Here is a 23,492-nt window from a genome sequence, read left to right as displayed (position 1 = left end):
TCGTGTGGGGGACGAGGAATGGAGGAGGTGCGTGCAGTACGGGTTCCCATGAGGATTCACATGAGGATTCACATGGATAGGAAAGCTTCCTAACCATGAACTGGTGAACAGAGCACACCCATGGACACGTCCACGTCAAGAGCGGTGACGGCGATCGTGCAGGACCGGTCGGGGAACGACGAAGGCCCCGCCCCCTCCGGATCACCGGCGGGCGCGGGGCCTTGAACGTACTGACCAGCGATTCAGTCCTGGACGAGCTCCACCTGGATGTCCACCTCGACCGGGGCGTCCAGCGGCAGCACCGCGACACCCACCGCGCTGCGCGCGTGCACACCCTTGTCGCCGAGCACCTCGCCGAGCAGCTCGCTCGCACCGTTGAGCACGCCCGGCTGGCCGGTGAAGTCCGCGGCCGACGCCACGTAGCCGGTGACCTTCACGACACGCGCGATGCGGTCCAGGTCGCCGACGACCGACTTCACGGCGGCCAGTGCATTCAGCGCACAGGTGCGTGCCAGGTTCTTGGCCTCCTCGGCGGTCACCTCGGCGCCCACCTTGCCGGCGACCGGAAGCTTGCCGTCCACCATCGGGAGCTGCCCCGCGGTGTAGACGTAGGCACCCGAGATCACGGCCGGCTGATAGGCGGCCAGCGGAGGCACCACCGCGGGCAGCGTCAGACCCAGCTCGGCGAGCCTGCGGTCGACGACGCCGCCGCTCACGAGGACTTCTCCCGCTTCAGGTATGCCACCAGCTGCTCGGGGTTGTTCGGCCCGGGCACGACCTGGACGAGCTCCCAGCCGTCCTCGCCCCAGGTGTCCAGAATCTGCTTCGTCGCGTGCACGAGAAGGGGCACGGTCGCGTATTCCCACTTGGTCATGGAGCCGACTGTATCCGCACCTCCGCGGTGACGTGACGCAGCCCGCGGGCAGCCTCGTGCGTAGGCCGCCGTGCGACTGGTTAGGCTCGAATACGTGAGCAGGTTCCAGGTCGTCAGCGGCAAGGGCGGTACCGGTAAGACCACGGTGGCCGCCGCCCTCGCGCTCGCCCTCGCGACGGAGGGGAAACGCACCCTTCTCGTCGAGGTCGAGGGCAGGCAGGGCATCGCCCAGCTCTTCGAGACGGAAGCCCTTCCGTACGAGGAGCGAAAGATCGCGGTCGCGTCGGGCGGCGGCGAGGTGTTCGCGCTGGCCATCGACGCCGAGCGCGCGCTCCTCGACTACCTCCAGATGTTCTACAAGCTCGGCAGCGCGGGCCGCGCTCTCAAGAAGCTCGGCGCGATCGACTTCGCGACGACCGTCGCACCGGGCGTCCGCGACGTGCTGCTGACCGGCAAGGCGTGCGAGGCGGTCCGCCGCCGGGACAAACAGGGGCGGTACGTCTACGACTACATCGTCATGGACGCCCCGCCCACCGGCCGCATCACCCGCTTCCTGAACGTGAACGACGAGGTCGCCGGCCTCGCCAGGATCGGACCGATACACAATCAGGCGCAGGCCGTCATGCGGGTGCTCAAGTCCCCGCAGACCGCTGTTCATCTGGTGACGCTCCTGGAGGAGATGCCCGTCCAGGAGACCGCGGACGGTGTCGCCGAACTGCGTGGCGCCGACCTCCCAGTCGGCAACGTCATCGTGAACATGGTCCGCCCGCACATCCTCGACGAGGACGCCGTGCGCGACGCCTCCGACGGACGCCGCGGCGACATCACCAAGGCGCTCACCGCGGCCGGCATCCCGGGCCCGGCGAAGCTCGTCACGCCCCTGCTGGAGCAGGCGGCCGAGCACGCCCAGCGGGTCGAGCTGGAGCGCGAGCAGCGCAGGGCGTTGCAGGCACTGGACCTCGGTGCGTACGAACTGCCCATGCTCAGCGAGGGAGTCGACCTCGCGGGGCTGTACCAACTGGCGAAGGAACTGCGCAAGCAAGGGACCGGTTCATGACCCTCGACGCTTCGGTCCGCCTGGAGACCGACCCGCTCATCGACGATCCGGCCACGCGCATCATCGTGTGCTGCGGCGCAGGCGGCGTCGGCAAGACCACGACCGCGGCGGCCCTCGGAGTACGGGCGGCGGAGCGGGGCCGCAAGGTCGTCGTGCTGACCATCGACCCGGCGCGGCGGCTCGCGCAGTCCATGGGCATCGACTCGCTCGACAACACCCCGCGCAGGGTCAAGGGCATCGAGGGCGAGGGCGAGTTGCACGCCATGATGCTCGACATGAAGCGCACCTTCGACGAGATCGTCGAGGCGCACGCGGACGCGGACCGTGCCCGCGCAATCCTGGAGAACCCCTTCTACCAGTCCCTGTCCGCCGGTTTCGCCGGCACGCAGGAGTACATGGCGATGGAGAAGCTGGGGCAGCTGCGCGCACGGGAGGAGTGGGACCTGATCGTCGTCGACACCCCACCGTCCCGTTCGGCGCTGGACTTCCTGGACGCGCCCAAGCGTCTCGGCTCGTTCCTCGACGGCAAGTTCATCAAGCTGCTGATGGCTCCGGCGAAGGTGGGCGGCCGGGCAGGGATGAAGTTCCTGAACGTCGGAATGTCGATGATGACCGGGACACTGGGCAAGCTGCTGGGCGGTCAACTGCTGCGCGACGTGCAGACGTTCGTGGCGGCGATGGACACGATGTTCGGCGGTTTCCGGACCCGCGCGGATGCGACGTACCGGCTGCTCCAGGCGCCGGGCACGGCGTTCGTGGTGGTCGCGGCGCCTGAGCGGGACGCGCTGCGGGAGGCCGCGTACTTCGTGGAGCGGCTGGCGGCGGAGGACATGCCGCTGGCGGGACTGGTCCTCAACCGGGTGCACGGGAGCGGGGCGTCGCGGCTGTCCGCGGAGCGTGCGCTTGCCGCTGCCGAAAATCTTGATGAGGGCCGCATTGTGGATCAGGGGCCCGGGAAGACTGGTGTTCGTGACGCCACGGCCGTCTCTCCCGAATCCCCGGCCGTGGATCACACTCCCGACGTGGATGAGGTTCCCCCCGAGCCACTCGGATCGACCGTGACCGAAGTCGAGACACCCGAAGCGCAGACCACGCAGCAGCTGACCGCGGGTCTGTTGCGTCTGCATGCCGAGAGGATGCACGTGCTGTCGCGTGAGCAGCGCACACGCGACCGTTTCACGGCACTGCACCCCGAAGTGGCCGTCGCAGAGGTGGCGGCGCTGCCCGGTGATGTCCACGACCTGGCGGGCCTGCGCACGATCGGTGACCGCCTGGCGGTCGGCGGACCGGCAGGAGCGGCGTAGTCCAGGAGGGCGCGCCGCGATCTGTGCTGCGCTTCCACGTGCCGCCCGCATGCGTCTCGGCGAATTGAGGCTCCCGACGATCTGCGGCAGCGGTTCGTAGCGGCGGGCGCGGTCGCATACGCCTGTCGGACCGCCGCAGCATTCCTGACACAGCCCCGGGCGGCGCACGGCCACGAGTGACCAGGCCGCTCGGCCGGTCACAGCGCCGGTCGGCCGGCACCCCTCCGGCACGTCATGCTGCGGCCCCGCTCTCGCGCCGCTCCACACCAGGGACCGACGGGCCAGGAATCCCCGTGTGTGTCCCCGTGATTTCGCCGTACGGCCGGTCAGCCGGCCGCCGCGTACGCCTCGTAGGTCTCGTCGTCGTCGAGATCCACGGTCAGGATGCCCGCGCTGCGCTCGTATTCCGTGCGCGCGGTCTCGAGCAGTCGGCGCCAGGAGGTGACCGTGGGGCGCCTGCGCAGCAGTGCGCGCCGCTCCCGCTCGGTCATTCCGCCCCACACACCGAACTCGACGCGGTTGTCGAGCGCATCGGCCAGGCACTCGGTCCGCACCGGGCAACCGGTGCACACCGCCTTGGCCCTGTTCTGCGCTGCCCCTTGTACGAACAGTTCATCCGGATCCGTCGTGCGGCAGGCTGCCTGCGCACTCCAGTCGGTTACCCAGCCCATGCCGGTGCCGTCCTCTCCCGAATCGAGGCTCCCCCACGGCGGCAGCGGCATATTCACCGCTGCCAGTTGAGGACGTTACGGAAGGTGGGCACAGCGCAACACCCCCGAGGGGCCCAATCTTGAATGGTCCGAACGGACTATGCGTACGCGGCAGATCACCCAGGGGAGTGACCTGGGGGCATACGTGATGAACCCGGCATAAGCGGGCATTTCCCCTGCACTGCAACGGACTTCAAGGACATATGCGGCGAATTTGGACACAGCTCCGCCGGATTCGGGTACAGCGGAGTCTGTCGGCGACGTGATGCGAAACCGCACTGCTGTGACAGTTGAGAGCAGCTTAGGCCAACGCCTTTGCGCTTGTCCGGCGAATAGAAACGTCGGTGTCCGGCGTTGCCGATCCCTCCAGGTCGGGGCCTTCCCGCCCCGCCGGTCCCATGTCACGGCTTGGTACCCGAGCATCCCGGGAGCACCCGCTCCATCGGAACCGCCTGGATTACGGATTAGGCTGCCCCCATGCCAAACAAGCGCTCGGGCGGAGGTCTGACCGGGACCCAGCAGGCCGCCAAGTTCATCGGTGTCAGCGTGCTCTCCGGAGCGGTGCTGGCGGGCATCGCCCTGCCCGCCGCCGGTGCGCTGGGGCTCGCGGCCAAGGGCACGGTCGAGGGATTCGACGAGATCCCCGCCAACCTCAAGACACCGCCGCTGAGCCAGCGCACCACCATCCTCGACGCCGAGGGCGGGCAGATCGCCACGGTCTACTCCCGCGACCGCACGGTGGTGCCGCTCAAGGACATCTCGCCGCACATGCAGAAGGCGATCGTCGCGATCGAGGACGCCCGCTTCTACGAGCACGGCGCGGTCGACCTGAAGGGCGTGCTGCGCGCACTCAACAAGAACGCGCAGGCGGGCGGCGTCTCCGAAGGCGCCTCCACCCTCACCCAGCAGTACGTGAAGAACGTCTTCGTCGAGGAGGCCGGCGACGACCCGGACAAGGTCGCCCAGGCCACCCAGCAGACCATCGGCCGCAAGATCCGCGAACTGAAGTACGCGATCCAGGTCGAGGAGGAGCTGGGCAAGAAGAAGATCCTCGAGAACTACCTGAACATCACCTTCTTCGGGCAGCAGGCGTACGGCATCGAGGCCGCGTCGCACCGCTACTTCTCCAAGTCCGCCAGGGACCTGAAGCTGGAGGAGGCGGCGCTGCTGGCCGGCATCGTCCAGTCGCCGAGCCGGTACGACCCGGTCAACGACGACGAAGAGGCGACCAAACGCCGCAACATCGTGCTGCAGCGCATGGCCGACGTCCGCGACATCTCCCAGGCGGAGGCGGACGCGGCGATGGCCACGCCCATAAAGCTGAAGGTGAGCAAGCCGAGGAACGGCTGCATCACCGCCGTCGACGGTGCCGGCTTCTTCTGCGACTACGTGCGCAAGACCATCCTCACCGACCCTGCCTTCGGCAAGACGGAGGAGGACCGGTCCAAGCTGTGGAACCTCGGTGGTCTGACCATCAGGACCACACTGAACCCGCGGGCGCAGGCGGCGGCCAACGAGGCAGCCACGGCCAAGGTCAACAAGACCGACAAGGTCGCGGCCTCCGTGGTACAGGTCCAGCCGGGCAGCGGCAAGATCCTCTCGATGGGCCAGTCCCGCCCGTACGGGCTCGACCAGAAGCAGCACGAGACCGTGCTCAACCTCGCCGTAAGCAACAAGATGGGCGGGAGCACGTACGGCTTCCAGGTCGGTTCGACGTTCAAGCCGATCACCGCCGCTGCGGCGCTGGAGAAGGGGATCAGCCCGGCCCAGTCCTTCTCCACCGGCTGGAAGCTCTCGCTGCCGCAGAGCTCGTTCACCGGCTGCTCGGGCACCCCGGTCGGTGGCGGCCAGTGGAACCTGCAGAACGAGATCGAGTCCGAGAAGGGCTCCTGGGACATGACGAGCGCGCTCGGCAAGTCCATCAACACCTACTTTGCGCTTCTCGAGCAGCAGACCGGGCTGTGCGAGACCATCACGATGGCGAAGAAGGTGGGCTACGAGCGCGGTGACGGCAAGGAGATCGAGGAGCACGCCTCGATCACGCTCGGCTCCGAGGTGAGCACACCGCTGTCGATGGCGACCGCCTACGCCACGTTCGCGAACCGCGGCACCTACTGCACGCCCATCGCCATCGAGTCCGTCACGGACGCCGACGACAAGCGCATCAAGGTGCCGAAGTCCACGTGCACGCAGGCGATGAGCGAGCGGACCGCGGACACGGTCAACCAGATGCTCAAGGGCGTCGTCGAGGACGGCACCGGCACCCAGGCCGGTCTCCAGGACCGCGACAACGCGGGCAAGACCGGTACGACGAACGACCGCAAGGACGCCTGGTTCGTCGGCTACACGCCGAACCTGTCCACGGCGGTCTGGGTCGGCGACGACGTCGGTGAGAAGACGTCGATGTACCGGATCACGATCGGCGGTCAGTACTACGACAAGGTCTGCGGCGGCTGCCTGCCCGGACCGATCTGGAAGATCGCGATGACCGGGGCGCTGGACGCCAACGAGACCCCGGCGTTCAACCCCGTCCCCGTGCCTCGCGGCAAGGAGAAGGAGAAGGACAAGGGCCGCGACAGGGATCGGGACCGGGACGAGCAGCGGCCGGGAGACAACGGCCCCCTCCCCGGAATCAGCATCCCGCCGGACCTGATCGGCGGCGCCATCAGCCGCGGCCAGGGCAACGGCGGTCGGGACGGCGGCGGCAACGGGCCGTAGAGCCAAGGAAGATGACGCTCCAGCAAGATCGACAACCCTGCTACCGTTCTCCCTGATAGAGCATTTGTTCCCCTGGGGGGCGAACACAGACCAAGTGTTCCCGTGGGGAAGTGAATACGGGGAGTGGCGTTGGCGTTCAACGGCAAGATCAGCAACAAGCGTTTCTACACGCGACTGGTGGGAGTTCCGGTCGCCGCCATGGCGGCGGCGCTCATCCCGCTCAGCGGTGCGGCGTACGCGGCCGGTTGCAACGGCACCGGCTGCGAGAACAAGGGGCCCGTCGCGATGGGCTGCGATGCGGACGCCCGTACGATCCTGGTCACGGAGGTCTACCGGGGCCCGAGCCAGGGTCGCTCGGACCTCGAACTCCGCTGGAGCAACAAGTGCTGGGCCGGCTGGGTCCGCACCGGCGAGTCGAACTGGGGCACCACCATCTCCATCGAGAAGTGGAACCCGGACAGGACCCAGCTCATCACCCGCCGTACCGTGACCACGGCAAAGGGCGCCCACGACTGGACGAACATGGTCGGCGGCAAGGGCTACATGGTCCGCGGCTGCATCAAGGACACGCAGACCGGCAAGTCCTCGTGCACTCCGTTCCGCGGCACGATCTGATCACGGATCCTGAATGATGAGGGCGCCCCCCGTGCACGGGGGGGCGCCCTCATCCAGTCCGTCGCGGTGGATGCCCGCCCAACAGCCCTGACGGGTCAGTCCTTACGACGTTCCGGCGTCACCGACCCGCGGCCTCGGTCTGCTGCTGCGCCACCTGAAGAGCCTTGTCCGTACGGGACTTGGCGGCCGTCAGCTCCTGGCCGTGCTCCGCGACGAGCGCGTTCTGAATGCGGACTTCCTCGTCGAACCACACCTTGACCAGGTTCGTCTTCACTTTGCATTCGACCTCGGCAACGGCGATGGCCGTCGCGTTCCTGCCCGACGCCTCGCTCTGCGCCTGCGCATCGGCCAGGTCGTCGGTGTCCCACACCGTCTCCACCGTGTACCCGCGCTCCTGCATGCAGGACGCCCAACTCGCCATCACGGTCTTCACGGCCGGGGTGCTCTGGGACTGCTCGAAGCTGTCCACACCGAGTCGTTCGGCGAGCTCGACATCGGGGTTCGGAACCTCTCGCGCCGACTCCCCCGCGCAGCCTCCGGCGGGCAACGCCTTGCCGCCGACGGACTTGACGGCCTTTCCGTCGGACACGCCGCGGAGAGCGACGACTGCCTCGGGGGTCTCCCGCTCGGCAATCGCTTCAGCGCGTTCCACGGCCTGGTCCGGAAGGCTGTACCCGTACTGGCGGGCCTCGGTGATGTCAGTGATGCCGTAGCGACGGACCATGTTTGCGGAGTTGTTGGCCAGCGGAGGGGAGTCTCCGAGAACCTCCGTCCGCCAGTCGGAGAACCCGAGGGAGCGCATGCAGGCGATCTCGGAGTTGTCCCTCCCCCGGACGATCTCCACGTCCTGCGCGTAGGAGACCAGGTACTTCTCCAGAGGAAGTCTCATCCCCTTGGTGAGACCGCTTTCGGGTACCTCGGCAGGCCATCCCTCGCGGAGCACCTGCGCCTGTCTTGGTTCCTGGGACAGACCGTTTGTCCCTGATCCTGTCTGGACCGTCACGCCGCCGGTCTGCGTTCCGCAGCCCACGAGCAGAGACGCTGCAATGACGGCGAAGGCGCCGCTGATACGTCGCATTTTCAAAGCCTCTCGCTGCTGGCGTTCTCGTTCTTGAGTGCGGCTATCAGGTTCTTGCTGTCCCCCGAATAGAACGTCTGCGAGGTGCCGCCGTATCCGGTGTTGTAGTAGACGCGGTGCGACCTGGAGTCCTTGTTGACGGCGCCGGCTGCATTGTTCTTCACACCCTGCCCGGATCCTTCGCTCGGCCGGCAGACGGATCCGATGTTGTCATTCACCGGGAAGTTGCTGCCGTAGTCGAACTGGTACGCCACCACATGCAGACCGCCCGAAGTCACGGCGCTGTACCCCTCGTGGGAGTACTCGTCCTTGTTGGTGTAGAAGCAGGACGTGTAGAAGTACCCGCCGTTCTGCTTGCTGTTGTACATGATGATGAAGCACGCGCTGGACGAGCTGCACTCGTCGGACGTGTACGTCGTGACAGCGTTGGCGGGAGTTCCCGATGCGAGCAGTGCGGCGCAGGCTGCCGATGCAGTCACCGCGGCGCGCCAGAATCCTTTACGTTCCATTCCGTCTCACCTTTCTCAATGATGAGCGAATACAGGGAGGAAGTTCGCCCTGCGCGAAGGGCGCATACTGTGCGGCCGTTTCGAGATCTCAATCAGAAAACGTTTCCGAGAATGCTCAAATAGGCGGCGCGGGTGGAAATTGACATCGAACAGAATGCGCCAAGTGGCGGCATCATACGCTCGCCGCACCGACGTGGATCAAGATACTTTTTCTCTGGGTGGCCGAATAGCACCCATGCCGCCGGGAAGGCACCCCGGAAGCTGGGCTCCTTTTCGTCGCATTTATTTTCACAAAAGATGACACACTCGGGGCCACGGCGTACGGGGGCGGCGGCGCAATCGGAGGCGGAATGGCTTATTCCTCCCCTGTCCTCGACGTACTGCCCGACGGTGGACGCCAACTGGGTGTCCGCTCGCCGGCCAGGAGAGCCATGCACGAGGCACTTTTCGGACAGCTCACACGACAGCCGAGGGCCGGCATCTCGTGTCCGGGCCGAGCGCGGCGGCCGGGGGCACCCGGCCCTCGGCACACCGGGCAGGGAATTCAGCCCCGCCAGGCTCCTGGCACCGCACGTCGCGGGGCAGTGCCCTGACCCTCAACTTCCTTGTGGACCAGACCAATTCACGGTTAGGGTCGCTCGATCATGACAAGGGGAGGACGAGTACGCATGCGCAGACTGACACCCTCACGGGCGGCGTCCACTGGGACTCCATGACCACGCTCGCGCCCTGGCACACGTCAAGCTGACGGGCTGCCGCCGGACAATCGTGCGCCCCTTTTCCCGCGGACGGAACCCGGCGGGAAAAGGGGCGCACGGCTGTTTCTTCCGCCCGGGCCGCCAGGCCAGGGCGCGCGGTTGAAGGTACTCAGCCCGCGAGCAGCTGCTTCACCGTGGCAGCCACCCGGCCGCCCTCGGCGCGGCCCGCGACCTTCGGGTTCACGATCTTCATCACGGCACCCATGGCGCGAGGGCCCTCGGCCCCGGCCGCCCTGGCCTCATCGACGGCCTGCGACACGATCTGCCGGAGCTCGTCGTCCGTCAGCTGCTGCGGCAGGTAGGCGTCCAGGATCACGCCCTCCGCCTTCTCGCGCTCGGCCTGCTCGGCTCGACCGCCCTGCGCGAAGGCTTCGGCCGCCTCGCGGCGTTTCTTCGCCTCCTTGGCGATCACCTTCTGCACCTCGTCGTCGGAAAGCTCCCGGGCGGTCTTGCCCGAGACCTCTTCCTTCGTGATCGCGGAGAGGGTCAGCCGGAGCGTGGAGGAACGCAGTTCGTCGCGCGCCCTGATCGCCTCGGTGAGGTCTTCCTGCAGCTTGGACTTGAGCGTGGTCATGGGGCCAAGTGTCGCAGGTGGCAGCCGGGGCGCGCCCCCGCATTTCACCTGCACGGCGTGCTTCTGCGTACGTTCCCCCGCCCCTGCGCCGGCGCGGACGGAATGCCTCCCCCCGATCCGAGGCGGCTGCCGTAAGGCCGAGGACACACGACAGCCGCCCTACGGCGACCGTCGCGTTCACTCCCGGACACCGCCCGTTGACAGCCTGCGCAGATGCCCTCCCTCCGCCCCTCAGTCGATTTCCGCCACTGCCAACTGCTCGGCCTCACAGGGTCGACGGCGCTGGCGGCGGGGGGAGTGAGCGCCGGTGCCCTGCCGGTACGGGAGGTGCTCGACCCCGATTCGGGCCTCGCCGCACTCGGCCTGGCCGGGGCGTATTTCGGACTCGTCCTGCTGATAGCGGCCTGGGTGCTGGTGGGCCGCGCAGTGCGCGGCCCCCGGCCGCCCGGGCGTCGCGAACTGCTGATGACGCTCGTCCTGTGGGCGGCACCCCTCGTGGTGGCTCCGCCGCTGTTCAGCCGTGACGTCTACAGCTATCTCGCGCAGGGCGCGATGGTCGACGCACAGATCGATGTGTACACCCACGGACCCTCCCGCCTCGGCGGCCCGCTCCCCGCCGAGATCGCCCCGCTGTGGCGGGACACCCCCGCGCCCTACGGTCCGGTCTTCCTCGCCTTCGCCTCGGCGATCGCGCACTCGCCGGACGTCACCGCGCTCACCTCCGACCAGGTGACCGGCGGAGTGCTCGGGATGCGGCTCGGCGCGCTGCTCGGCGTGGCGTTGATGGCGTGCTGCCTGCCGCGGCTGGCACGCCACTGCGGCGCCGACCCGTCCCTCGCCCTCTGGCTCGGCGCACTCAATCCCCTGGTGCTGCTGCACCTCGTCGGCGGCGCGCACAACGACGCGATCATGCTCGGGCTGCTGGGCGCCGGCCTGGTCGCCACCCTCGGCAGCAGGCCCGCCGCAGCGGTCGTGCTGATCACTCTCGGCGCCCTGGTCAAGGCACCCGCGGCGCTGGGGCTGATCGCCGTCGCCGTCCTGTGGGCCCGGCAGGCACCGTGGGCGCGGGCACCCCGGCTGTCCGCCGGCCTCGCCGTGACCGGTGTCTGCGCGGCCACCACCGCGGCGACGACCGCGCTCGTGGGCACCGGCTACGGCTGGCTGACCGCCCTCGACACCCCGGTGTCCCCCGAGAACTGGTCCCTCACGTCCACCCTCGGCCGGATGACCGGCGCCCTGCTGAACCAGGCCGGCGACGGACTCGCGGACCTCGCCCGTTTCGCCACACCCGCCTGGCATCTGCTCGGTCTCGCCGCCACCCTGCTCGTCGTCCTCATCGCGTGGAGGCGACACCATCTGCTGCGCCCGGTGCACGCGTTGGGGCTCAGCCTGATGGCGGTGGCGCTGCTCGGGCCCGCGATACGTCCCTGGTACGTGCTGTGGGGCCTGTTCCTGATCGCCGCCGCCGGCCCTGGCAGACCGCTGACCCGCACGGTCGCCGCGGCCAGCGGAATCCTCGCTCTGGCCGTACTGCCGAGCGGATTCGCCCCGGACGCAACACAGTTGGCCCTCGCCGCTGGCGGCGGGCTGCTCGCACTGACGGCGCTCTGGGGCGCACACCGAATCACGCAACAGCCCGTGGGGAGTACGGCATGACACAGCTGGAGACGACGGAGGCAACCTGGCGGTGGCCTTCGTCCACGCGCGGTCGGCTGCTCCTCGTCGCAGGGCTGGCCGCGGCCGTCCTGCTGTTCCTCGCGACCGTCCCGCTGCACCGCGACTGGTTCGACCTGGGTGTCTACTACGGCGCCGTGCACCACTGGCTCGGTGGTGGAGACATCTACGAATACCTGGTTCCCGGGACCCATTACGGCTTCACCTACCCGCCGTTCGCCGCCCTGTGCATGCTGCCGATGTCACTGGTCGGCTGGCGCAGCGCCGTCGCGTCCAGCGTGCTGCTCAACGCGGCAGCGGCGGCGGCGATCCTGTACTGGACAGCCGGTCCCGTCGTCCGTCGCCAGGGCTGGACGCAGTGGTACGCCCTCGCCCTCGCCGGCTGCGCCTTCGCCCTGCTGGAACCGGTGCGCGACACGATCAGCTTCGGCCAGGTCAATCTGCTCCTGCTCGCGCTCGTCCTGGCCGATGCCCGGCTGTCGGCCGGCGCGCGCACCCGCCGGTATGCGGGCATCGGCATCGGCCTCGCCGCCGCGATCAAGCTCACGCCCGCCGTGTTCATCGCCCATCTCCTCCTGACCGGCCGGCCGCGCGCCGCCGCGACCGCCACGGCCGTGGCGGTCGGCGCCACCGGGCTCGCCGCCTGGATCGCACCGGGCGCCTCCCGCGTCTACTGGACCGAGGCGCTGTGGGACACCGACCGCGTCGGCTCGCTCGCCTACGTCTCCAACCAGTCCTGGCTGGGACTGCTCGCCCGGATCTCGGAACCGTACGAACCGAGCCGCGCCGTATGGGCACTTGGGGTGGTTGGGCTGCTCGGCGTGTGGGCCGTGCGCGTCCGCCGGGCGACGGCGGCGGGCGACGACGCTGCCGCACTCGCGCTGACCGGCGTACTCGCCTGCCTGGTCAGCCCGGTCACCTGGGTGCACCACCTGGTCTGGCTCGTCCCCGCACTCGTGGTCCTCGCCGACGCCGGACTCCGCGCACCCGTGGGCCCGGGCCGCCGCAGACTGCTGGCCTGGGCCGTCACTCTGTCTGTCGTGCTGTCCAGCAGCGTCGTCTGGCTGTGGAGCAAGGACTCGTCGGGCATCGACGGCTTCCTCGGCGGCAATACGTACGTGTGGATTGCCCTGGGACTGCTGGCAGCCTTGCCGCTGCGCCCCGCACCGGCGAACGCCCGCCGCCCACCGCTCCCCGCAGCCTGACCGGTCTGCGACGATGGGCGCATGCGCGCACGCTACGGGACCCCTCTGAAAATCACCGCAGGAATCACGGCAGTCGGCGCCGCCGGCCTCGCCTACGCAGCCGGGTTCGAGGCCCGCTCGTTCCGGCTGCGCCGGATCAACGTGCCCGTGTTGCCCCGCGGAATGCGGCCCCTGCGCGTGCTCCAGGTCTCCGACATCCACATGGTCTCCGGCCAGCGCAAGAAGCGCGCCTGGCTGCAGGCCCTGGCCGGCCTGCGCCCGGACTTCGTCGTCAACACCGGCGACAACCTCTCCGACCCGGAGGGCGTGCCGGAGGTCATGGACGCGCTGGGCCCGCTGCTGGAGTACCCCGGTGTCTACGTCTTCGGCTCCAACGACTACTACGGGCCGAAGCTCCGCAATCCGGCCCGCTACCTCCTGGAGAAGGCCCAGGGCCGCCACGGCCTCAACGGCAACGCCCCCGCGGTCGGCGCCGTCCACAACCCGTGGGAAGAACTGCGCGACGGCTTCGACGCCGCGGGCTGGCTGGACCTGACGAACACCCGCGGCCGTCTGAAGCTCGAGGGCTACGAGATCGCCTTCACCGGCCTCGACGATCCCCACATCAAGCGCGACCGCTACGACATGGTTGCCGGAGGCCCGGAGAAGGATGCCGACCTGTCGCTGGCGGTCGTCCACGCCCCGTACCTGCGCACCCTCGACGCCTTCACGGCCGACGGCTACCCCTTGATCCTCGCGGGGCACACCCATGGCGGCCAGCTGTGCATCCCCTTCTACGGCGCCCTGGTCACCAACTGCGACCTGGACACGGAGCGCGTGAAGGGCCTGTCGACGCACACGGTCGCGGGCAACGTGTCCTACCTCCACGTCTCGGCGGGCTGCGGCACGAACCGCTACACCCCGGTCCGCTTCGCCTGCCCCCCGGAGGCGACGCTGCTCACACTGACCGCCCGCGACTGACGTCCCGGCCGGGGGCCTCGTGGCCCGGCAAAACCGGATTTCGTCTCCGGGCGCCCGTGGGCTAAAGTAAACGACGTCGCCGGGACAGTGGGCGGCATCGGGGTGTAGCGCAGCTTGGCAGCGCGCTTCGTTCGGGACGAAGAGGTCGTGGGTTCAAATCCCGCCACCCCGACAGAGAAACACCAGGTCAGGGCCGGTTTCCTTCACGGGAAACCGGCCCTGACTCGTTGCGCAGGGCTCTCCTGGGAGAAATCTGGGAGAAGATCTTGAAATTCTCTGCCAGACGCGCCTACCGGCGCCCGGTCAGACGCTCCTGGAGCAGACAGTTCAGCACGGTCACACGGGAGATGTGGGACTCATCGCCAGGCGGGCGTCGAGCGCCGCTTCCCACTCCGCGGTAAGGCCCGCTTTCAGGTCCTCGCGCATCTGTCGCGTGATGTGCGAGTAGCGCGCCTGAACTGATCCGTCCATGTGCCCCATGCGCTCGTCCATCAGCTTCGGCGGGATACGCATCTCCTCCATCCGCGTCTTATGCGTGTGACGCAGCCCATGGGGAGTCAGCCCCTTCGCGATCGGCAGCCAGCACGCATCCGCCCGCCCATGGGCACCCCTCCCCCGCGCCGGGACACCGGGCCACGGCTCCGCCAGGAGGGGCACGGGCCGCGCCTCCTGCGGGGCCTTCTTCGGATACCAATCCGAAGCGGCCGGCGTGAAGAGCCACGTAGCGAACCCGTTCCTGCGCCAGTGGGCAGTCTGGTCCATGGCACCCCCGCCGCGTGTGAAGCCGAGAGCGAGGATGGCCTCGCGCACACGAGTCTTGGTCACCTCGCCCACGACGTCCGGCCGGTTGAGGACATTGGACACGGTGCCCGTGGAGACGCTGGCGCGCCGCGCCACGTCCACCACTTTCGCTCCGGTCTCCCCCTTCCGCGAGACTCCCTGGCCACGGAACACGTACGTCCTGCCATGGCACGGGCAGGGGGCCGGGCGGGTGCGAGCAACGTGCCCGGACAGCAGACGCACAAGCCACTTCGGGAGATCGAGCGTGCGATAGCTGTCGTCCTTGGGAGGGCACCGCTCGAACTCTCCCGAGTCGAGCTCGTAGAGCTGCCACTCAATCCGCAGGGCCGAAGGGCGGAGAAACTCAGCTTCCTAACCAACAAGCTCGCCCCAGCGCATGCCGGTATAGCCCTTCGTGACGCCAGCCACGAATTCGTCGTCGCGGCCGGAGAGGAGGGCAGCGCGCTCGGCGACAAGAAGGACGCCGAGCGGATCCGTGACCACCTTGAACCCATCCGCGGCGCCGTCGGCAACGAATCCAAGGTGAGACGTCCGCCGTCGGGAACGCCAGCTATGGCTTCGGAGTCGTACTGCCGTCCCTCGTGAACGAGTAGGTAGGTAGGTGGGTAGGTAGCGCTGCGCGGAAGGGGTGCCCGGTAGACCCGGACACCCCTTCCGTTTCAAACGGGCCTGCCCGTCAATCGCAGGGATCGCCGCTGCAGGTGCCGTTTTGGGTCGCGTTCAGGATGGCCACGCCGGTCGGGGTGCCGGCGATGTCGAAGGTGTCGACCACCTCGTCGGTGTCGGTGTTGATCACCGAGACCGTGTTGGACGCGGAATTGGTCACGTAGGCGCGGGCACGGGACGGATCCGCCGCTGCCCTGGCCGGTTCGTCGCCGACCGTGAGTGTGTCGACGACTGCGTTGGTCTCGGTATTGATCACCGTCACTGTGTCGTCGTCGAAGTTGGCCACATAGAGGCGGGCGCGGGACGGGTCCACCGCGACGCCCGTCGGACCGGCGCCGACGGGGATGGTGGTGAGCACCGCGTTCGTGTCGGTATCGATCACCGACACCGAATTGCCGAACTGGTTGATCACGTAGGCGCGGGCACGGCCCGGGTCCACCGCCACGTCGAACGGGCCGTCGCCGACGGTGATGGTGTCGACCACCGCGTCCGTGTCGGTGTCGATCACCGACACGGTGCTGTCTTCTCTGTTGGCTACATATGCGCGGGCGCGGGACGGGTCCAAGCCCACCCCGATCGGGCTGCCACCGACGGTGATGGTGTCGACTACCGCGTTGGTGTCGGTGTTGATCACTGACACTGAGTCGTCGGCCACGTTGGTCACGTAGGCGCGGGCGCGGCTCGGGTCCACTTCCACGTCGGTCGGGGCGCCGCCGACGGTGATGGTGTCGACTACCGCGTTCGTGTCGGTGTCGATCACCGACACCGTGTCGCTCTCGCGATTGACCACGTAGGCGCGGGCACGGTCCGGGTCCACTTCCACGTCGATCGGGGTCTCGCCGACGATGATGGTGGTGAGCACCGCGTTCGTGTCGGTGTTGATCACCGTCACTGTGTCGGCGTCGAAGTTGGTCACATAGGCACGGCTGACGGTCGTGGGGGGCTTGGGCTCGGCGACTGCGGCCTGCGGCGTAACGGCTGCCAGCAGTACGGCGGACACTGCCGCCAGGCCCACCAGCCACGCTCGGCGGCCGCGCCACGACTGCGCCGGTCTACCCTTCATGCGCCTGACCGGCGGGCACTCATGGCTGTCTGGGGTTATGGACATCACATCTCCTGAACGGACTGTTGCGTAGGGGGCCGGAACGGTCCCCCCGCTAGCAGCCGGCCGCAGCAGCAGCCTCGTGTGATGCGGCTGCCCTCGCCAGGCAGGCGTGGCCAAACGGGTTCTTCGGAGTTCCACCGGATCCGCCCCGTGCCGGGCGCTGGTGGGTCACAGCTCGTGGCCCTGCTGATTCGGCTTCAGAAAAGGGTTCCGAGTTGGGCACCACCCGCCGCCCGTTGGGCACCGGACCTTGCCCCGCCGAGGAGCTGTCGCCAATCGGCGACAGCAGCTCTCGATTGCCAGGGCGGTTCCGGCGGTAGCCGCACACCAGGCCCGTGCAGGCGCCGGGCCCGGCCTCCCGCGTGACACGGAAGTCCGGGCCGGGCGTGTGGGTTTGGTTACCGCTGCCAGAGGCTGTGTTCCCTGACCAGTGAGCCTTCCGCTGTCTCAGATCGATGCCCGAGCCGCTCAGTCTCACGAGCGTGGCTTTTCCTCGTGGCCTGGGCGGTGGCAGCAACGGGAGAACATCCGCCATCGCGGCGAAGAGCGCGAACAGCAGCCGGCGGGGTCCGTTGGGGTCGTACATGCCGGGCAGGGGTACGGCCGGTCTTTACCTACCGGGCAGACGTGACCGGCGTCGGGTTGGTCGTGGGCATGGAGGGCGCCGACGACTGCCCGAAGCCGGGGACCAGCAGGAGAGCGAGGAGTGTCGCGACGGCAGCCCCCGTGAGGATCGACTCCACCAGGTCGCCATGGCCGGCGGCTCCGTGCGTCCGCGCGGTGTACTTGAAGACCCCGATGCCAACGGCGTAGCCCACGACGATGAGCAGGGCTGCCAGCGGCGTGATCTGGATGGTCACGACGTCCTCCTCGCTGTCCGCCCGAACCGGCGGTTCGTTTGTGCCGGGTGGCACGACGCCATGTCACCAACAGGGCTACGGGCGGGGCGGTCCCGGAACTTCGCGAGGTTCTACGCTGAGCCGCATGGCGAGGACCACGAGCACAGCGATGCGCGAGCTGATGGAGCGGTCGGGAGCGTCTCAGGCACAGATCGAGCGGTGGCAGAAGCGGGGCTTCCTACCGAGACTTCCGAGGGCGTACGCCGGGGGCGGAGGTAGCAAGTCGGAGCTCAGCGACGAGATCGTCGAGCGGGCGAAACTGCTGGCAGATCGTGCAACGCAGGGCACCTTGACGATGGGCCCGATCTCGTTGATCGCCACGCTGTCCGAACCGGATGCCGCCCTCCTACGCGAAGCGGTCATCGAGAACCTGACTGCGCTGCGCCGGCGAGTGGGCATGGACGTCCAAGCCGCCTCGCCGCGGGAAGCCGCGCTCGCTCGCCAGGGCGCCGCCGACCGGAAGGCCAAGCGCCAGGGCCGTACCTGGACCCTGAAGGACATCGCAACGGGCCCGGTTAAGGAGGGATCAGCGCTCCAGCTTGCCGAACTGATGACGCTCTTCAACCGGGACACGGATGTGGAGATCGACGATGGTGACCTGGAGGTTGCGATCGACATCGTGGTGGGGCGCGCCAAGGAGAACTTGTCCCGAGCAATCGGTGTCCCGGTCGGTCTCCTGCCGCCCGGTATGGAGGCGGGGCTCAGAGCCGGTGCCCGCCAGCACCTGCTCGGCGCTCCGACGTTCGATAAGGAGTGCGACCTGGTCCGATCCGTGCCGGAAAGCCTGCTGATCCGGGCATGCCGCCTTGTTCCGATGGTCCGGCGGGTCCAGATCGCAGCGGTGGAGTCCGCGAGGCTGGCTCACACACTGCACACCGGATCGCTGACGGCGGAAGGCTCGGCGAGTGGCACGAATTCCCCATGCCGTACGACAACGTGCAGCGGATGGAGGCGCACCCGATGTGGGAGCGCTGGGGGAGCAAGGTGATCGAAGCTGGAGCGGTGCGCGACAGCGGGGACGGTCAACGCATCGTGGTTTGCCTGCTGAACCCGGCCACCTTGGATGAGCTGGAGGACTACGCCGACTTCCTGGTGGCGCTGATGCCGGCGCGGGCCTTTCACCGACTGGCGTTCAATCCACCTGGACCCGAGAGCCTGACGGTCCAGTGAGCGCCTAACTGGTCAGCGCCGGGCACTGGAAGCCGGGCGACCCCGACGATGCCCGCAACGGTGATCGCCGAGCGGATCGGCTGGGAGAGGGGCATGACGATCCTCAAGGACCGCATCCATGAGCTCCGGCCGGCCTACGAGCTGGAGGAAGCATCCGGCGGGGTGGCGTGTTTCCTTGCTGATACGCCGAGGCCGATCCGCCCATGGTCCGGGTCCGGTCCCGGTCGATGCAGCCGCCCAGGCTGGGCGGTGCCCCGACACGCAACAGCTTGGCCGAGGCGCGCGGCCGGGCACCTCGGCCGGCAACTGCGGGTCAGTCCCCGGAGTTGACGCATACTGCCTCGACGACGAAGGTTTTGTTCTCGCTGCTCGGGTTGAAAGCGTCTACGAACCAGCCATCCACATTGGGGTCGGGTCGCATCGCAGTCAGCTGCAGGCCCGTCTCGGCGATGTATCCGCCTCCGGTCGCGACCTTTCCTGCCGGGCACTCGGCGGTAGCGCCCATGGAACTGCTTGGCGGCACCGTGATTCCTTCGGTCCGGACCACCTGTCGTCCTGTCACGCCGCCGCCGTTTCCGTTCGGGGGCGGGGTGACCTCGGCGTTTTGGCTGCAGCTGACGTTCTGCGTGCCGGTGAATGTGTTGCCCTGCCCGACCTGTCCAGAGGGGAAACAGGCGAGGACGATCGAGGGGTTGTCGAGAAGGGAAAGCAGGCCGCCGTCTCCTTGCGCGTGGGCACCGCCGACTCCGAAGAGGAGTGCGGCCGTGGTCGCGGTGGAGATCGTGGCGAGCTTCTTGGCGAGCTTCAACGTGGCCTGCCTTGCGTCTGAGTGCGGGCGGAGCGCGGAATCGCTGCGGACAGCATCCCGGGACTTCCGTGGCGAACGATTGTTGGCGCGCGGGCCCATCGGGGCTTCCCCTGTTCGGCCCTATGCGCCGAACGGCATCCCCGGCCTCACACCTCGCGCTGTCCGCTGTCGTCGTCGCCGCAGTTGTTCCTCTGACGCGGCGGAGCTTCCAGGTGTCGCCGGACTGATCGGCCGGTCGGCGAGTTCCACGGCAATCTCGCCGACCGGCCGCTGAGGCTCGGGACCGTTCTGAGCTGAGCTGTGACCAGGCTGTTCCGGCGGTAGCCGCACACCAGGCCCGTGCAGGCGCCAGGCCCGGCCTCCCGCGTCACGCGGAAGTCCGGGCCCGGCGTGTGGGTTTGGTTCCTGCGGTCAGGGTTGGGCGCTTTCGAGGTCCCCGCCGCTGTCGTCGTTGCCCACCACCTCTGCGTCGATGTCGTCGATGGTGCCGTTGTCCAGGAGGGTCACGTCGTTCGTGACGTTCTTCATGACCAGCGGGAAGTTGGCGGCGACCCCACCGCCCGCCGCGTTACCATCCGGCGCGCTGGAGACGTTGCCGCGAACGACGGTGCTGGTCACCCTCACGTTCTCCGGGGCGGCCGCGGCTGCGGCGAGCGCGGCGCGCGCGAAGCCGCCCGGTGCGGAGGAGCCGTTGTCGCTGACGACACTGTCCTGGATCGTCGCCTGCGCGAAGGCTGCGACTCCTGCGCCGAACGCGAAGCTGCCCGTACCCGGGGTGACGCTGACAGAGTTCCGCGCCAGCCTGCTCTTCTTCACAGTCAGCGGACCCACGTTGAGGATGCCGCCCCCGGCTGTGGAACTCGCCTCCGTACCGTCGTAGACAATCGTGTTGCGGCTGATCTCGGACTGGTTCACCACGGTGGGCCACCAGCGTGGATGCCGCCGCCCTCGGCGAAGAAGTCGGACCTGGCGGTGTTGTCCTTGACCTTGCTGTGGTTCAGGCTCAGTGCGCCGATGGCGGCGATGCCTCCGCCGCACACGCCCACCCCGAAGATCGGGCAGTCGGTCGCGTCGCCGCCGCTGACGGTGGTCTTGTTCAGTGTCAGGGCGCCCGCGGGGTTCACGGCGAGAATACGGAAACGCGGCGCTGACCTCGCCCGGACGATCCCCGCGCCTCGGCCGTCGATCTTGATCTCGCTGGTGATCTCCGGTAGCCCGTTGGCGGGATTTCCGCTGTCCGGCTCCGTCAGCCGGTACGTGCACTTCGAGGCCAGCCGGAGTGTGTCCGCGCCCGCCGACGTGTTGGCTGCGCGGATGGCGGCGACGAGCTCCGCAACCGCACACGACACCTTCACCGCCTCGTCGCCGGCGTGCGCGTATGGACCGGGGAGCCCGGCCATCACGCCAGCCACCAGACCGGTGACCACCAGCCTGCGCGCCGCCCCTGCGCCCGTGAGATGTCATGGGTCCTCCCTCTGCACAGCGATCCGGAGGACAGCCGACCACGTGCCCGCCGCGGCGGCCCCCCTGGCTTGATCCGTCGGTCGTCGGCGTCGCTCAGCCGGCCGTTGCGTCGAACAGCGCTTTCGGCCCGCCCCCGGTCGTCCAGTCATATGAGCTCGTGAAGCCGAGTCGTAGCCCGCCGCCCACTGCGGTCAAACCAGAAGTCAACCGTTGGCCTACGGATTAGATGGCCGTAGGCCCCCCAAGAGCGGAGTCCGCGTCGGGTTCCGTTCCTCGGGTGCGATCGAAGGCCAGACGGCTGGTCCCTGCCTACGGTGTGGTCCATGCCTCAAGGACGTCCGGCCATCCCGCAGCCTATGCAGGTCGTGGGTTCAAATCCCGCCACCCCGCCAGCTGAAACAACAGGTCGAGGCCGGTTCGTCATCATGGCGACCCGGCCTCGGCGCGTTGTGCGTGCCGTTCTGCATCACCACGACGTCACTGCGGCGTCGCTGCGCTCTCCGTGCCGGCGGACATCGCCGCAGCGATCCGCGCCGCACCAGATCCGGACAGGGCTGCCAGGCCCGCAGGGCGGCCGGTCGCCAGGAGGAGCAGGTCGGCCGCGGGCGCCCGGGCCTCGTCGGGGCCATCGCCCGCCGACCAGTCAAGGTCCGTGGCGATCAGCGTGGTGCCCCGGAAGCGTTTGCGGGCGCCGTAGAACGGGCTGGAGCGTACGTGGTCGAGCGCCGCGATCGTCTGCGCGGGCGGAGCCTTCCGTTCACGGCCGAGCGGTCGGGCGATGTCCTGTCCGTGCACCAGCACATCGGCGAGCGGGTCCAGCGGACGGGAGCCGGGAGAGCGGCGGGCCGAGCCCGCCGTCTCCCGGAGTTGCGCCACGAGTTCCCCGGGCGTGAACCGGGCCGCCCGCTCCCGTGCCTGGTCCGCTTCCATCCGGTCGAAGTTGCCGCGAGCCCTGATCGCGCCCTTGACGAATTCGAGGAGCGAGGTGCGGGTGGACAGCGTCAGGTGGGCGGCGACGTCGTGCACCGTCCAGCCGGGACAGAGGGAGGGGACCTGCCACTCGTGGTCGGCGAGTTCGTCGAGGAAGTCCGCAAGGCTGAGGCGTTCGGCCGTCACCCAGGCAAGAATCTCGTCGCGGTCCATGGACAACCCCTCTGCCGGCGGCAGGGGTTTCCTGCCTCTCACCTGTGCGTCGAACGGGAACGGCCCGGATCGACAGCCAGGTACGGGCGTCTTTCAGGCCGCGCCTGGACACGCCATCGACCGATTCAACAGGACATCGCATCTGCTAAGAAAAAATTAGGAAACAGTTGCATATGAGATAAGAAGACTCGTATCTTGACGCGCATGCAGTCCTACACCATTGGGCAGGCGGCACGTCTGCTCGGCGTCAGCCCCGACACCGCGCGCCGCTGGGCGGACGCCGGCCGGGTCGCGACCCATCGCGACGAGGGCGGGCGCCGCCTGATCGACGGCCGGGATCTGGCCGCGTTCTCCATCGAGGTCGCCCAGGGCGGCACCGGCGAGGACGACGCCTCCTACACCTCGGCCCGCAACGCCTTCCCCGGCATCGTCACCGCCGTCAAGCTCGGCGACGTCGCCGCACAGGTGGAGATCCAGGCCGGTCCGCACCGGCTCGTCTCGCTGCTGACCAGGGAGGCCGTCGAAGAGCTGGGGCTCGAGGTCGGCATACGGGCCACCGCCCGCGTGAAGTCGACCAGCGTGCACATCGACCGCACCTGACCCCAGGCAACCCAACGGCGTCCCTCGCGCCGACGCTCGCCGTGTCTCCAGCCCGCCCAATGGGCTCTCGGGCGGGCCGCGTGGGCGGTCCGGCGAGTCATCCGGTGGGTTTTCCTGCGGGACGGGGAACCAGCAGGGGTATCCGCTCGTTGGCTCGATTGGGCAAAGAACTCGTCAAGAGGCGCGGCCCGCGCCGGATTGCGCAGGGGATTTCCATGGGTGTCAGCCTTTCCAAGGGCGGCAATGTTTCGCTCAGCAAGGAGGCCCCGGGCCTGACCGCGGTCATCGTGGGTCTGGGCTGGGACGTACGCACCACCACCGGTACGGACTTCGACCTGGACGCCAGCGCCCTGCTGGTCGATGCGAACGGCAAGGTCCTCAGCGACCAGCACTTCGTCTTCTTCAACAACCTGAAGAGCCCCGACAGCTCCGTCGAGCACACAGGTGACAACCTCACGGGTGAGGGCGAGGGCGACGACGAGCAGATCAAGGTCAACCTCGCGGGCGTCGCCGCCGAGGTCGACAAGATCGTCTTCCCGGTCTCCATCCACGAGGGCGAGAGCCGCAGCCAGTCCTTCGGCCAGGTGCGCAACGCCTTCATCCGCGTGATCAACCAGGCGGGCGGTGCCGAGCTGGCCCGCTACGACCTGAGCGAGGACGCGTCCACGGAGACCGCCATGGTCTTCGGCGAGCTGTACCGCAACGGCGCGGAGTGGAAGTTCCGTGCCGTCGGCCAGGGTTACGCCTCCGGCCTGCGGGGCATCGCGCAGGACTTCGGCGTCAACATCTGATCCACAGCA

At 68.5% G+C, this 23,492-nt stretch carries 23 protein-coding genes, 1 tRNA gene and 1 pseudogene; 12 read left to right on the top strand and 13 right to left on the bottom strand.

What is annotated here, in order from left to right; translation table 11 throughout:
• Positions 1-242 precede the first annotated feature (242 nt).
• Both AC067Z_RS21200 and AC067Z_RS21195 read right to left on the bottom strand, forming a co-directional pair.
• On the bottom strand, positions 243-716 hold the full coding sequence (locus tag AC067Z_RS21200) for a RidA family protein (protein ID WP_478791108.1): 474 nt from the start codon (positions 714-716) through the stop codon (positions 243-245).
• Positions 713-874: a Sp36 family protein gene (locus AC067Z_RS21195; RefSeq protein WP_005314434.1), complete on the bottom strand. Its 162-nt coding sequence runs from the start codon at positions 872-874 to the stop codon at positions 713-715. Before AC067Z_RS21195 ends, AC067Z_RS21200 begins: the two co-directional genes overlap by 4 nt.
• 94 nt (positions 875-968) lie before the next feature.
• Between AC067Z_RS21195 and bagA the strand changes: the two genes are divergently transcribed.
• Positions 969-1,931, top strand: coding sequence for an ATPase BagA (gene bagA, locus AC067Z_RS21190; RefSeq protein WP_478791107.1), 963 nt, complete (start codon positions 969-971; stop codon positions 1,929-1,931).
• Positions 1,928-3,235, top strand: a complete 1,308-nt coding sequence (bagB, locus tag AC067Z_RS21185) for an ATPase BagB (protein WP_478791106.1) — start codon at positions 1,928-1,930, stop codon at positions 3,233-3,235. The genes bagA and bagB overlap by 4 nt, the downstream gene beginning before the upstream one ends.
• A gap of 326 nt (positions 3,236-3,561) precedes the next feature.
• Here bagB and AC067Z_RS21180 read toward each other — a convergent pair whose 3' ends face one another.
• Entirely contained in the window at positions 3,562-3,906 is a 345-nt protein-coding gene (locus AC067Z_RS21180) for a WhiB family transcriptional regulator (protein WP_478791105.1), read from the bottom strand.
• Between the two features lie 516 nt (positions 3,907-4,422).
• Between AC067Z_RS21180 and AC067Z_RS21175 the strand changes: the two genes are divergently transcribed.
• Both AC067Z_RS21175 and AC067Z_RS21170 read left to right on the top strand, forming a co-directional pair.
• Positions 4,423-6,663, top strand: a complete 2,241-nt coding sequence (locus AC067Z_RS21175) for a transglycosylase domain-containing protein (protein ID WP_478791104.1) — start codon at positions 4,423-4,425, stop codon at positions 6,661-6,663.
• Positions 6,664-6,792: 129 nt separating this feature from the next.
• Complete coding sequence (locus AC067Z_RS21170) at positions 6,793-7,278, top strand: DUF2690 domain-containing protein (RefSeq protein WP_478791103.1); 486 nt, start codon at positions 6,793-6,795, stop codon at positions 7,276-7,278.
• Between the two features lie 118 nt (positions 7,279-7,396).
• Here AC067Z_RS21170 and AC067Z_RS21165 read toward each other — a convergent pair whose 3' ends face one another.
• From AC067Z_RS21165 to AC067Z_RS21155, 3 genes are all read right to left on the bottom strand, one after another.
• Positions 7,397-8,167, bottom strand: coding sequence for a hypothetical protein (locus AC067Z_RS21165; RefSeq protein ID WP_478791102.1), 771 nt, complete (start codon positions 8,165-8,167; stop codon positions 7,397-7,399).
• A gap of 191 nt (positions 8,168-8,358) precedes the next feature.
• Positions 8,359-8,865, bottom strand: coding sequence for a hypothetical protein (locus AC067Z_RS21160; protein WP_478791101.1), 507 nt, complete (start codon positions 8,863-8,865; stop codon positions 8,359-8,361).
• Positions 8,866-9,732: 867 nt separating this feature from the next.
• Positions 9,733-10,197, bottom strand: a complete 465-nt coding sequence (locus AC067Z_RS21155; RefSeq protein WP_478791100.1) for a GatB/YqeY domain-containing protein — start codon at positions 10,195-10,197, stop codon at positions 9,733-9,735.
• A gap of 213 nt (positions 10,198-10,410) precedes the next feature.
• Between AC067Z_RS21155 and mptB the strand changes: the two genes are divergently transcribed.
• The 4 genes from mptB to AC067Z_RS21135 all read left to right on the top strand — a co-directional run bounded on the left by mptB (position 10,411) and on the right by AC067Z_RS21135 (position 14,208).
• Entirely contained in the window at positions 10,411-11,853 is a 1,443-nt protein-coding gene (mptB, locus tag AC067Z_RS21150) for a polyprenol phosphomannose-dependent alpha 1,6 mannosyltransferase MptB (protein ID WP_478791099.1), read from the top strand.
• On the top strand, positions 11,850-13,076 hold the full coding sequence (locus AC067Z_RS21145) for a glycosyltransferase 87 family protein (RefSeq protein WP_478791098.1): 1,227 nt from the start codon (positions 11,850-11,852) through the stop codon (positions 13,074-13,076). The genes mptB and AC067Z_RS21145 overlap by 4 nt, the downstream gene beginning before the upstream one ends.
• A 21-nt stretch (positions 13,077-13,097) precedes the next feature.
• Positions 13,098-14,036, top strand: coding sequence for a metallophosphoesterase (locus tag AC067Z_RS21140; protein WP_478791097.1), 939 nt, complete (start codon positions 13,098-13,100; stop codon positions 14,034-14,036).
• A 98-nt stretch (positions 14,037-14,134) separates the two neighbouring features.
• Positions 14,135-14,208: transfer RNA gene (locus tag AC067Z_RS21135), tRNA-Pro, on the top strand.
• 164 nt (positions 14,209-14,372) lie between these two features.
• Here the strand turns inward: AC067Z_RS21135 and AC067Z_RS21130 are convergent.
• From AC067Z_RS21130 to AC067Z_RS21120, 3 genes and pseudogenes are all read right to left on the bottom strand, one after another.
• Positions 14,373-15,383: pseudogene (locus AC067Z_RS21130) on the bottom strand (LacI family DNA-binding transcriptional regulator); the annotation flags it as partial.
• 130 nt (positions 15,384-15,513) lie between these two features.
• Positions 15,514-16,566, bottom strand: a complete 1,053-nt coding sequence (locus AC067Z_RS21125) for a beta-propeller fold lactonase family protein (protein ID WP_478791096.1) — start codon at positions 16,564-16,566, stop codon at positions 15,514-15,516.
• 656 nt (positions 16,567-17,222) lie between these two features.
• Positions 17,223-17,468, bottom strand: coding sequence for a hypothetical protein (locus AC067Z_RS21120; protein ID WP_478791095.1), 246 nt, complete (start codon positions 17,466-17,468; stop codon positions 17,223-17,225).
• 124 nt (positions 17,469-17,592) lie between these two features.
• On the opposite strand from AC067Z_RS21120, the gene AC067Z_RS21115 reads away from it, so the two are divergent.
• Both AC067Z_RS21115 and AC067Z_RS21110 read left to right on the top strand, forming a co-directional pair.
• Positions 17,593-18,495 (top strand): hypothetical protein, encoded by a 903-nt coding sequence (locus tag AC067Z_RS21115; protein WP_478791094.1) that lies wholly within the window; start codon positions 17,593-17,595, stop codon positions 18,493-18,495.
• Positions 18,492-18,677 (top strand): hypothetical protein, encoded by a 186-nt coding sequence (locus AC067Z_RS21110; protein WP_478791093.1) that lies wholly within the window; start codon positions 18,492-18,494, stop codon positions 18,675-18,677. The genes AC067Z_RS21115 and AC067Z_RS21110 overlap by 4 nt, the downstream gene beginning before the upstream one ends.
• A 313-nt stretch (positions 18,678-18,990) precedes the next feature.
• Here AC067Z_RS21110 and AC067Z_RS21105 read toward each other — a convergent pair whose 3' ends face one another.
• From AC067Z_RS21105 to AC067Z_RS21090, 4 genes are all read right to left on the bottom strand, one after another.
• Positions 18,991-19,485, bottom strand: a complete 495-nt coding sequence (locus AC067Z_RS21105) for a hypothetical protein (protein ID WP_478791092.1) — start codon at positions 19,483-19,485, stop codon at positions 18,991-18,993.
• Between the two features lie 411 nt (positions 19,486-19,896).
• Entirely contained in the window at positions 19,897-20,403 is a 507-nt protein-coding gene (locus tag AC067Z_RS21100) for a hypothetical protein (protein WP_478791091.1), read from the bottom strand.
• On the bottom strand, positions 20,397-20,885 hold the full coding sequence (locus tag AC067Z_RS21095) for a hypothetical protein (RefSeq protein ID WP_478791090.1): 489 nt from the start codon (positions 20,883-20,885) through the stop codon (positions 20,397-20,399). The genes AC067Z_RS21100 and AC067Z_RS21095 overlap by 7 nt, the downstream gene beginning before the upstream one ends.
• A 541-nt stretch (positions 20,886-21,426) precedes the next feature.
• Positions 21,427-22,092, bottom strand: coding sequence for a maleylpyruvate isomerase family mycothiol-dependent enzyme (locus tag AC067Z_RS21090; RefSeq protein ID WP_478791089.1), 666 nt, complete (start codon positions 22,090-22,092; stop codon positions 21,427-21,429).
• Positions 22,093-22,296: 204 nt separating this feature from the next.
• Here AC067Z_RS21090 and AC067Z_RS21085 point away from each other — a divergent pair, with 204 nt between their 5' ends.
• Both AC067Z_RS21085 and AC067Z_RS21080 read left to right on the top strand, forming a co-directional pair.
• Entirely contained in the window at positions 22,297-22,692 is a 396-nt protein-coding gene (locus AC067Z_RS21085; protein WP_478788665.1) for a TOBE domain-containing protein, read from the top strand.
• Between the two features lie 215 nt (positions 22,693-22,907).
• Positions 22,908-23,483, top strand: coding sequence for a TerD family protein (locus AC067Z_RS21080; RefSeq protein ID WP_478791088.1), 576 nt, complete (start codon positions 22,908-22,910; stop codon positions 23,481-23,483).
• The last annotated feature ends 9 nt before the right edge of the window (positions 23,484-23,492 follow it).

The organism is Streptomyces sp. NPDC043812, assembly GCF_056436245.1.
Note: the sequence above shows the minus strand (reverse complement) of the source record. Positions and strands in the feature narration are given on the sequence as shown.

Excerpts from the sequence above, each read along its gene's own strand:
- AC067Z_RS21195 (WP_005314434.1), bottom strand. The coding sequence starts at position 874 with ATGACCAAGTGGGAATACGCGACCGTGCCCCTTCTCGTGCACGCGACG.
- bagB (WP_478791106.1), top strand. The coding sequence starts at position 1,928 with ATGACCCTCGACGCTTCGGTCCGCCTGGAGACCGACCCGCTCATCGAC.
- AC067Z_RS21180 (WP_478791105.1), bottom strand. The coding sequence starts at position 3,906 with ATGGGCTGGGTAACCGACTGGAGTGCGCAGGCAGCCTGCCGCACGACG.
- AC067Z_RS21175 (WP_478791104.1), top strand. The coding sequence starts at position 4,423 with ATGCCAAACAAGCGCTCGGGCGGAGGTCTGACCGGGACCCAGCAGGCC.
- AC067Z_RS21165 (WP_478791102.1), bottom strand. The coding sequence starts at position 8,167 with ATGAGACTTCCTCTGGAGAAGTACCTGGTCTCCTACGCGCAGGACGTG.
- AC067Z_RS21160 (WP_478791101.1), bottom strand. The coding sequence starts at position 8,865 with ATGGAACGTAAAGGATTCTGGCGCGCCGCGGTGACTGCATCGGCAGCC.
- AC067Z_RS21155 (WP_478791100.1), bottom strand. The coding sequence starts at position 10,197 with ATGACCACGCTCAAGTCCAAGCTGCAGGAAGACCTCACCGAGGCGATC.
- mptB (WP_478791099.1), top strand. The coding sequence starts at position 10,411 with ATGCCCTCCCTCCGCCCCTCAGTCGATTTCCGCCACTGCCAACTGCTC.
- AC067Z_RS21145 (WP_478791098.1), top strand. The coding sequence starts at position 11,850 with ATGACACAGCTGGAGACGACGGAGGCAACCTGGCGGTGGCCTTCGTCC.
- AC067Z_RS21140 (WP_478791097.1), top strand. The coding sequence starts at position 13,098 with ATGCGCGCACGCTACGGGACCCCTCTGAAAATCACCGCAGGAATCACG.
- AC067Z_RS21125 (WP_478791096.1), bottom strand. The coding sequence starts at position 16,566 with ATGAAGGGTAGACCGGCGCAGTCGTGGCGCGGCCGCCGAGCGTGGCTG.
- AC067Z_RS21115 (WP_478791094.1), top strand. The coding sequence starts at position 17,593 with ATGGCGAGGACCACGAGCACAGCGATGCGCGAGCTGATGGAGCGGTCG.
- AC067Z_RS21095 (WP_478791090.1), bottom strand. The coding sequence starts at position 20,885 with ATGGCCGGGCTCCCCGGTCCATACGCGCACGCCGGCGACGAGGCGGTG.
- AC067Z_RS21090 (WP_478791089.1), bottom strand. The coding sequence starts at position 22,092 with ATGGACCGCGACGAGATTCTTGCCTGGGTGACGGCCGAACGCCTCAGC.
- AC067Z_RS21085 (WP_478788665.1), top strand. The coding sequence starts at position 22,297 with ATGCAGTCCTACACCATTGGGCAGGCGGCACGTCTGCTCGGCGTCAGC.
- AC067Z_RS21080 (WP_478791088.1), top strand. The coding sequence starts at position 22,908 with ATGGGTGTCAGCCTTTCCAAGGGCGGCAATGTTTCGCTCAGCAAGGAG.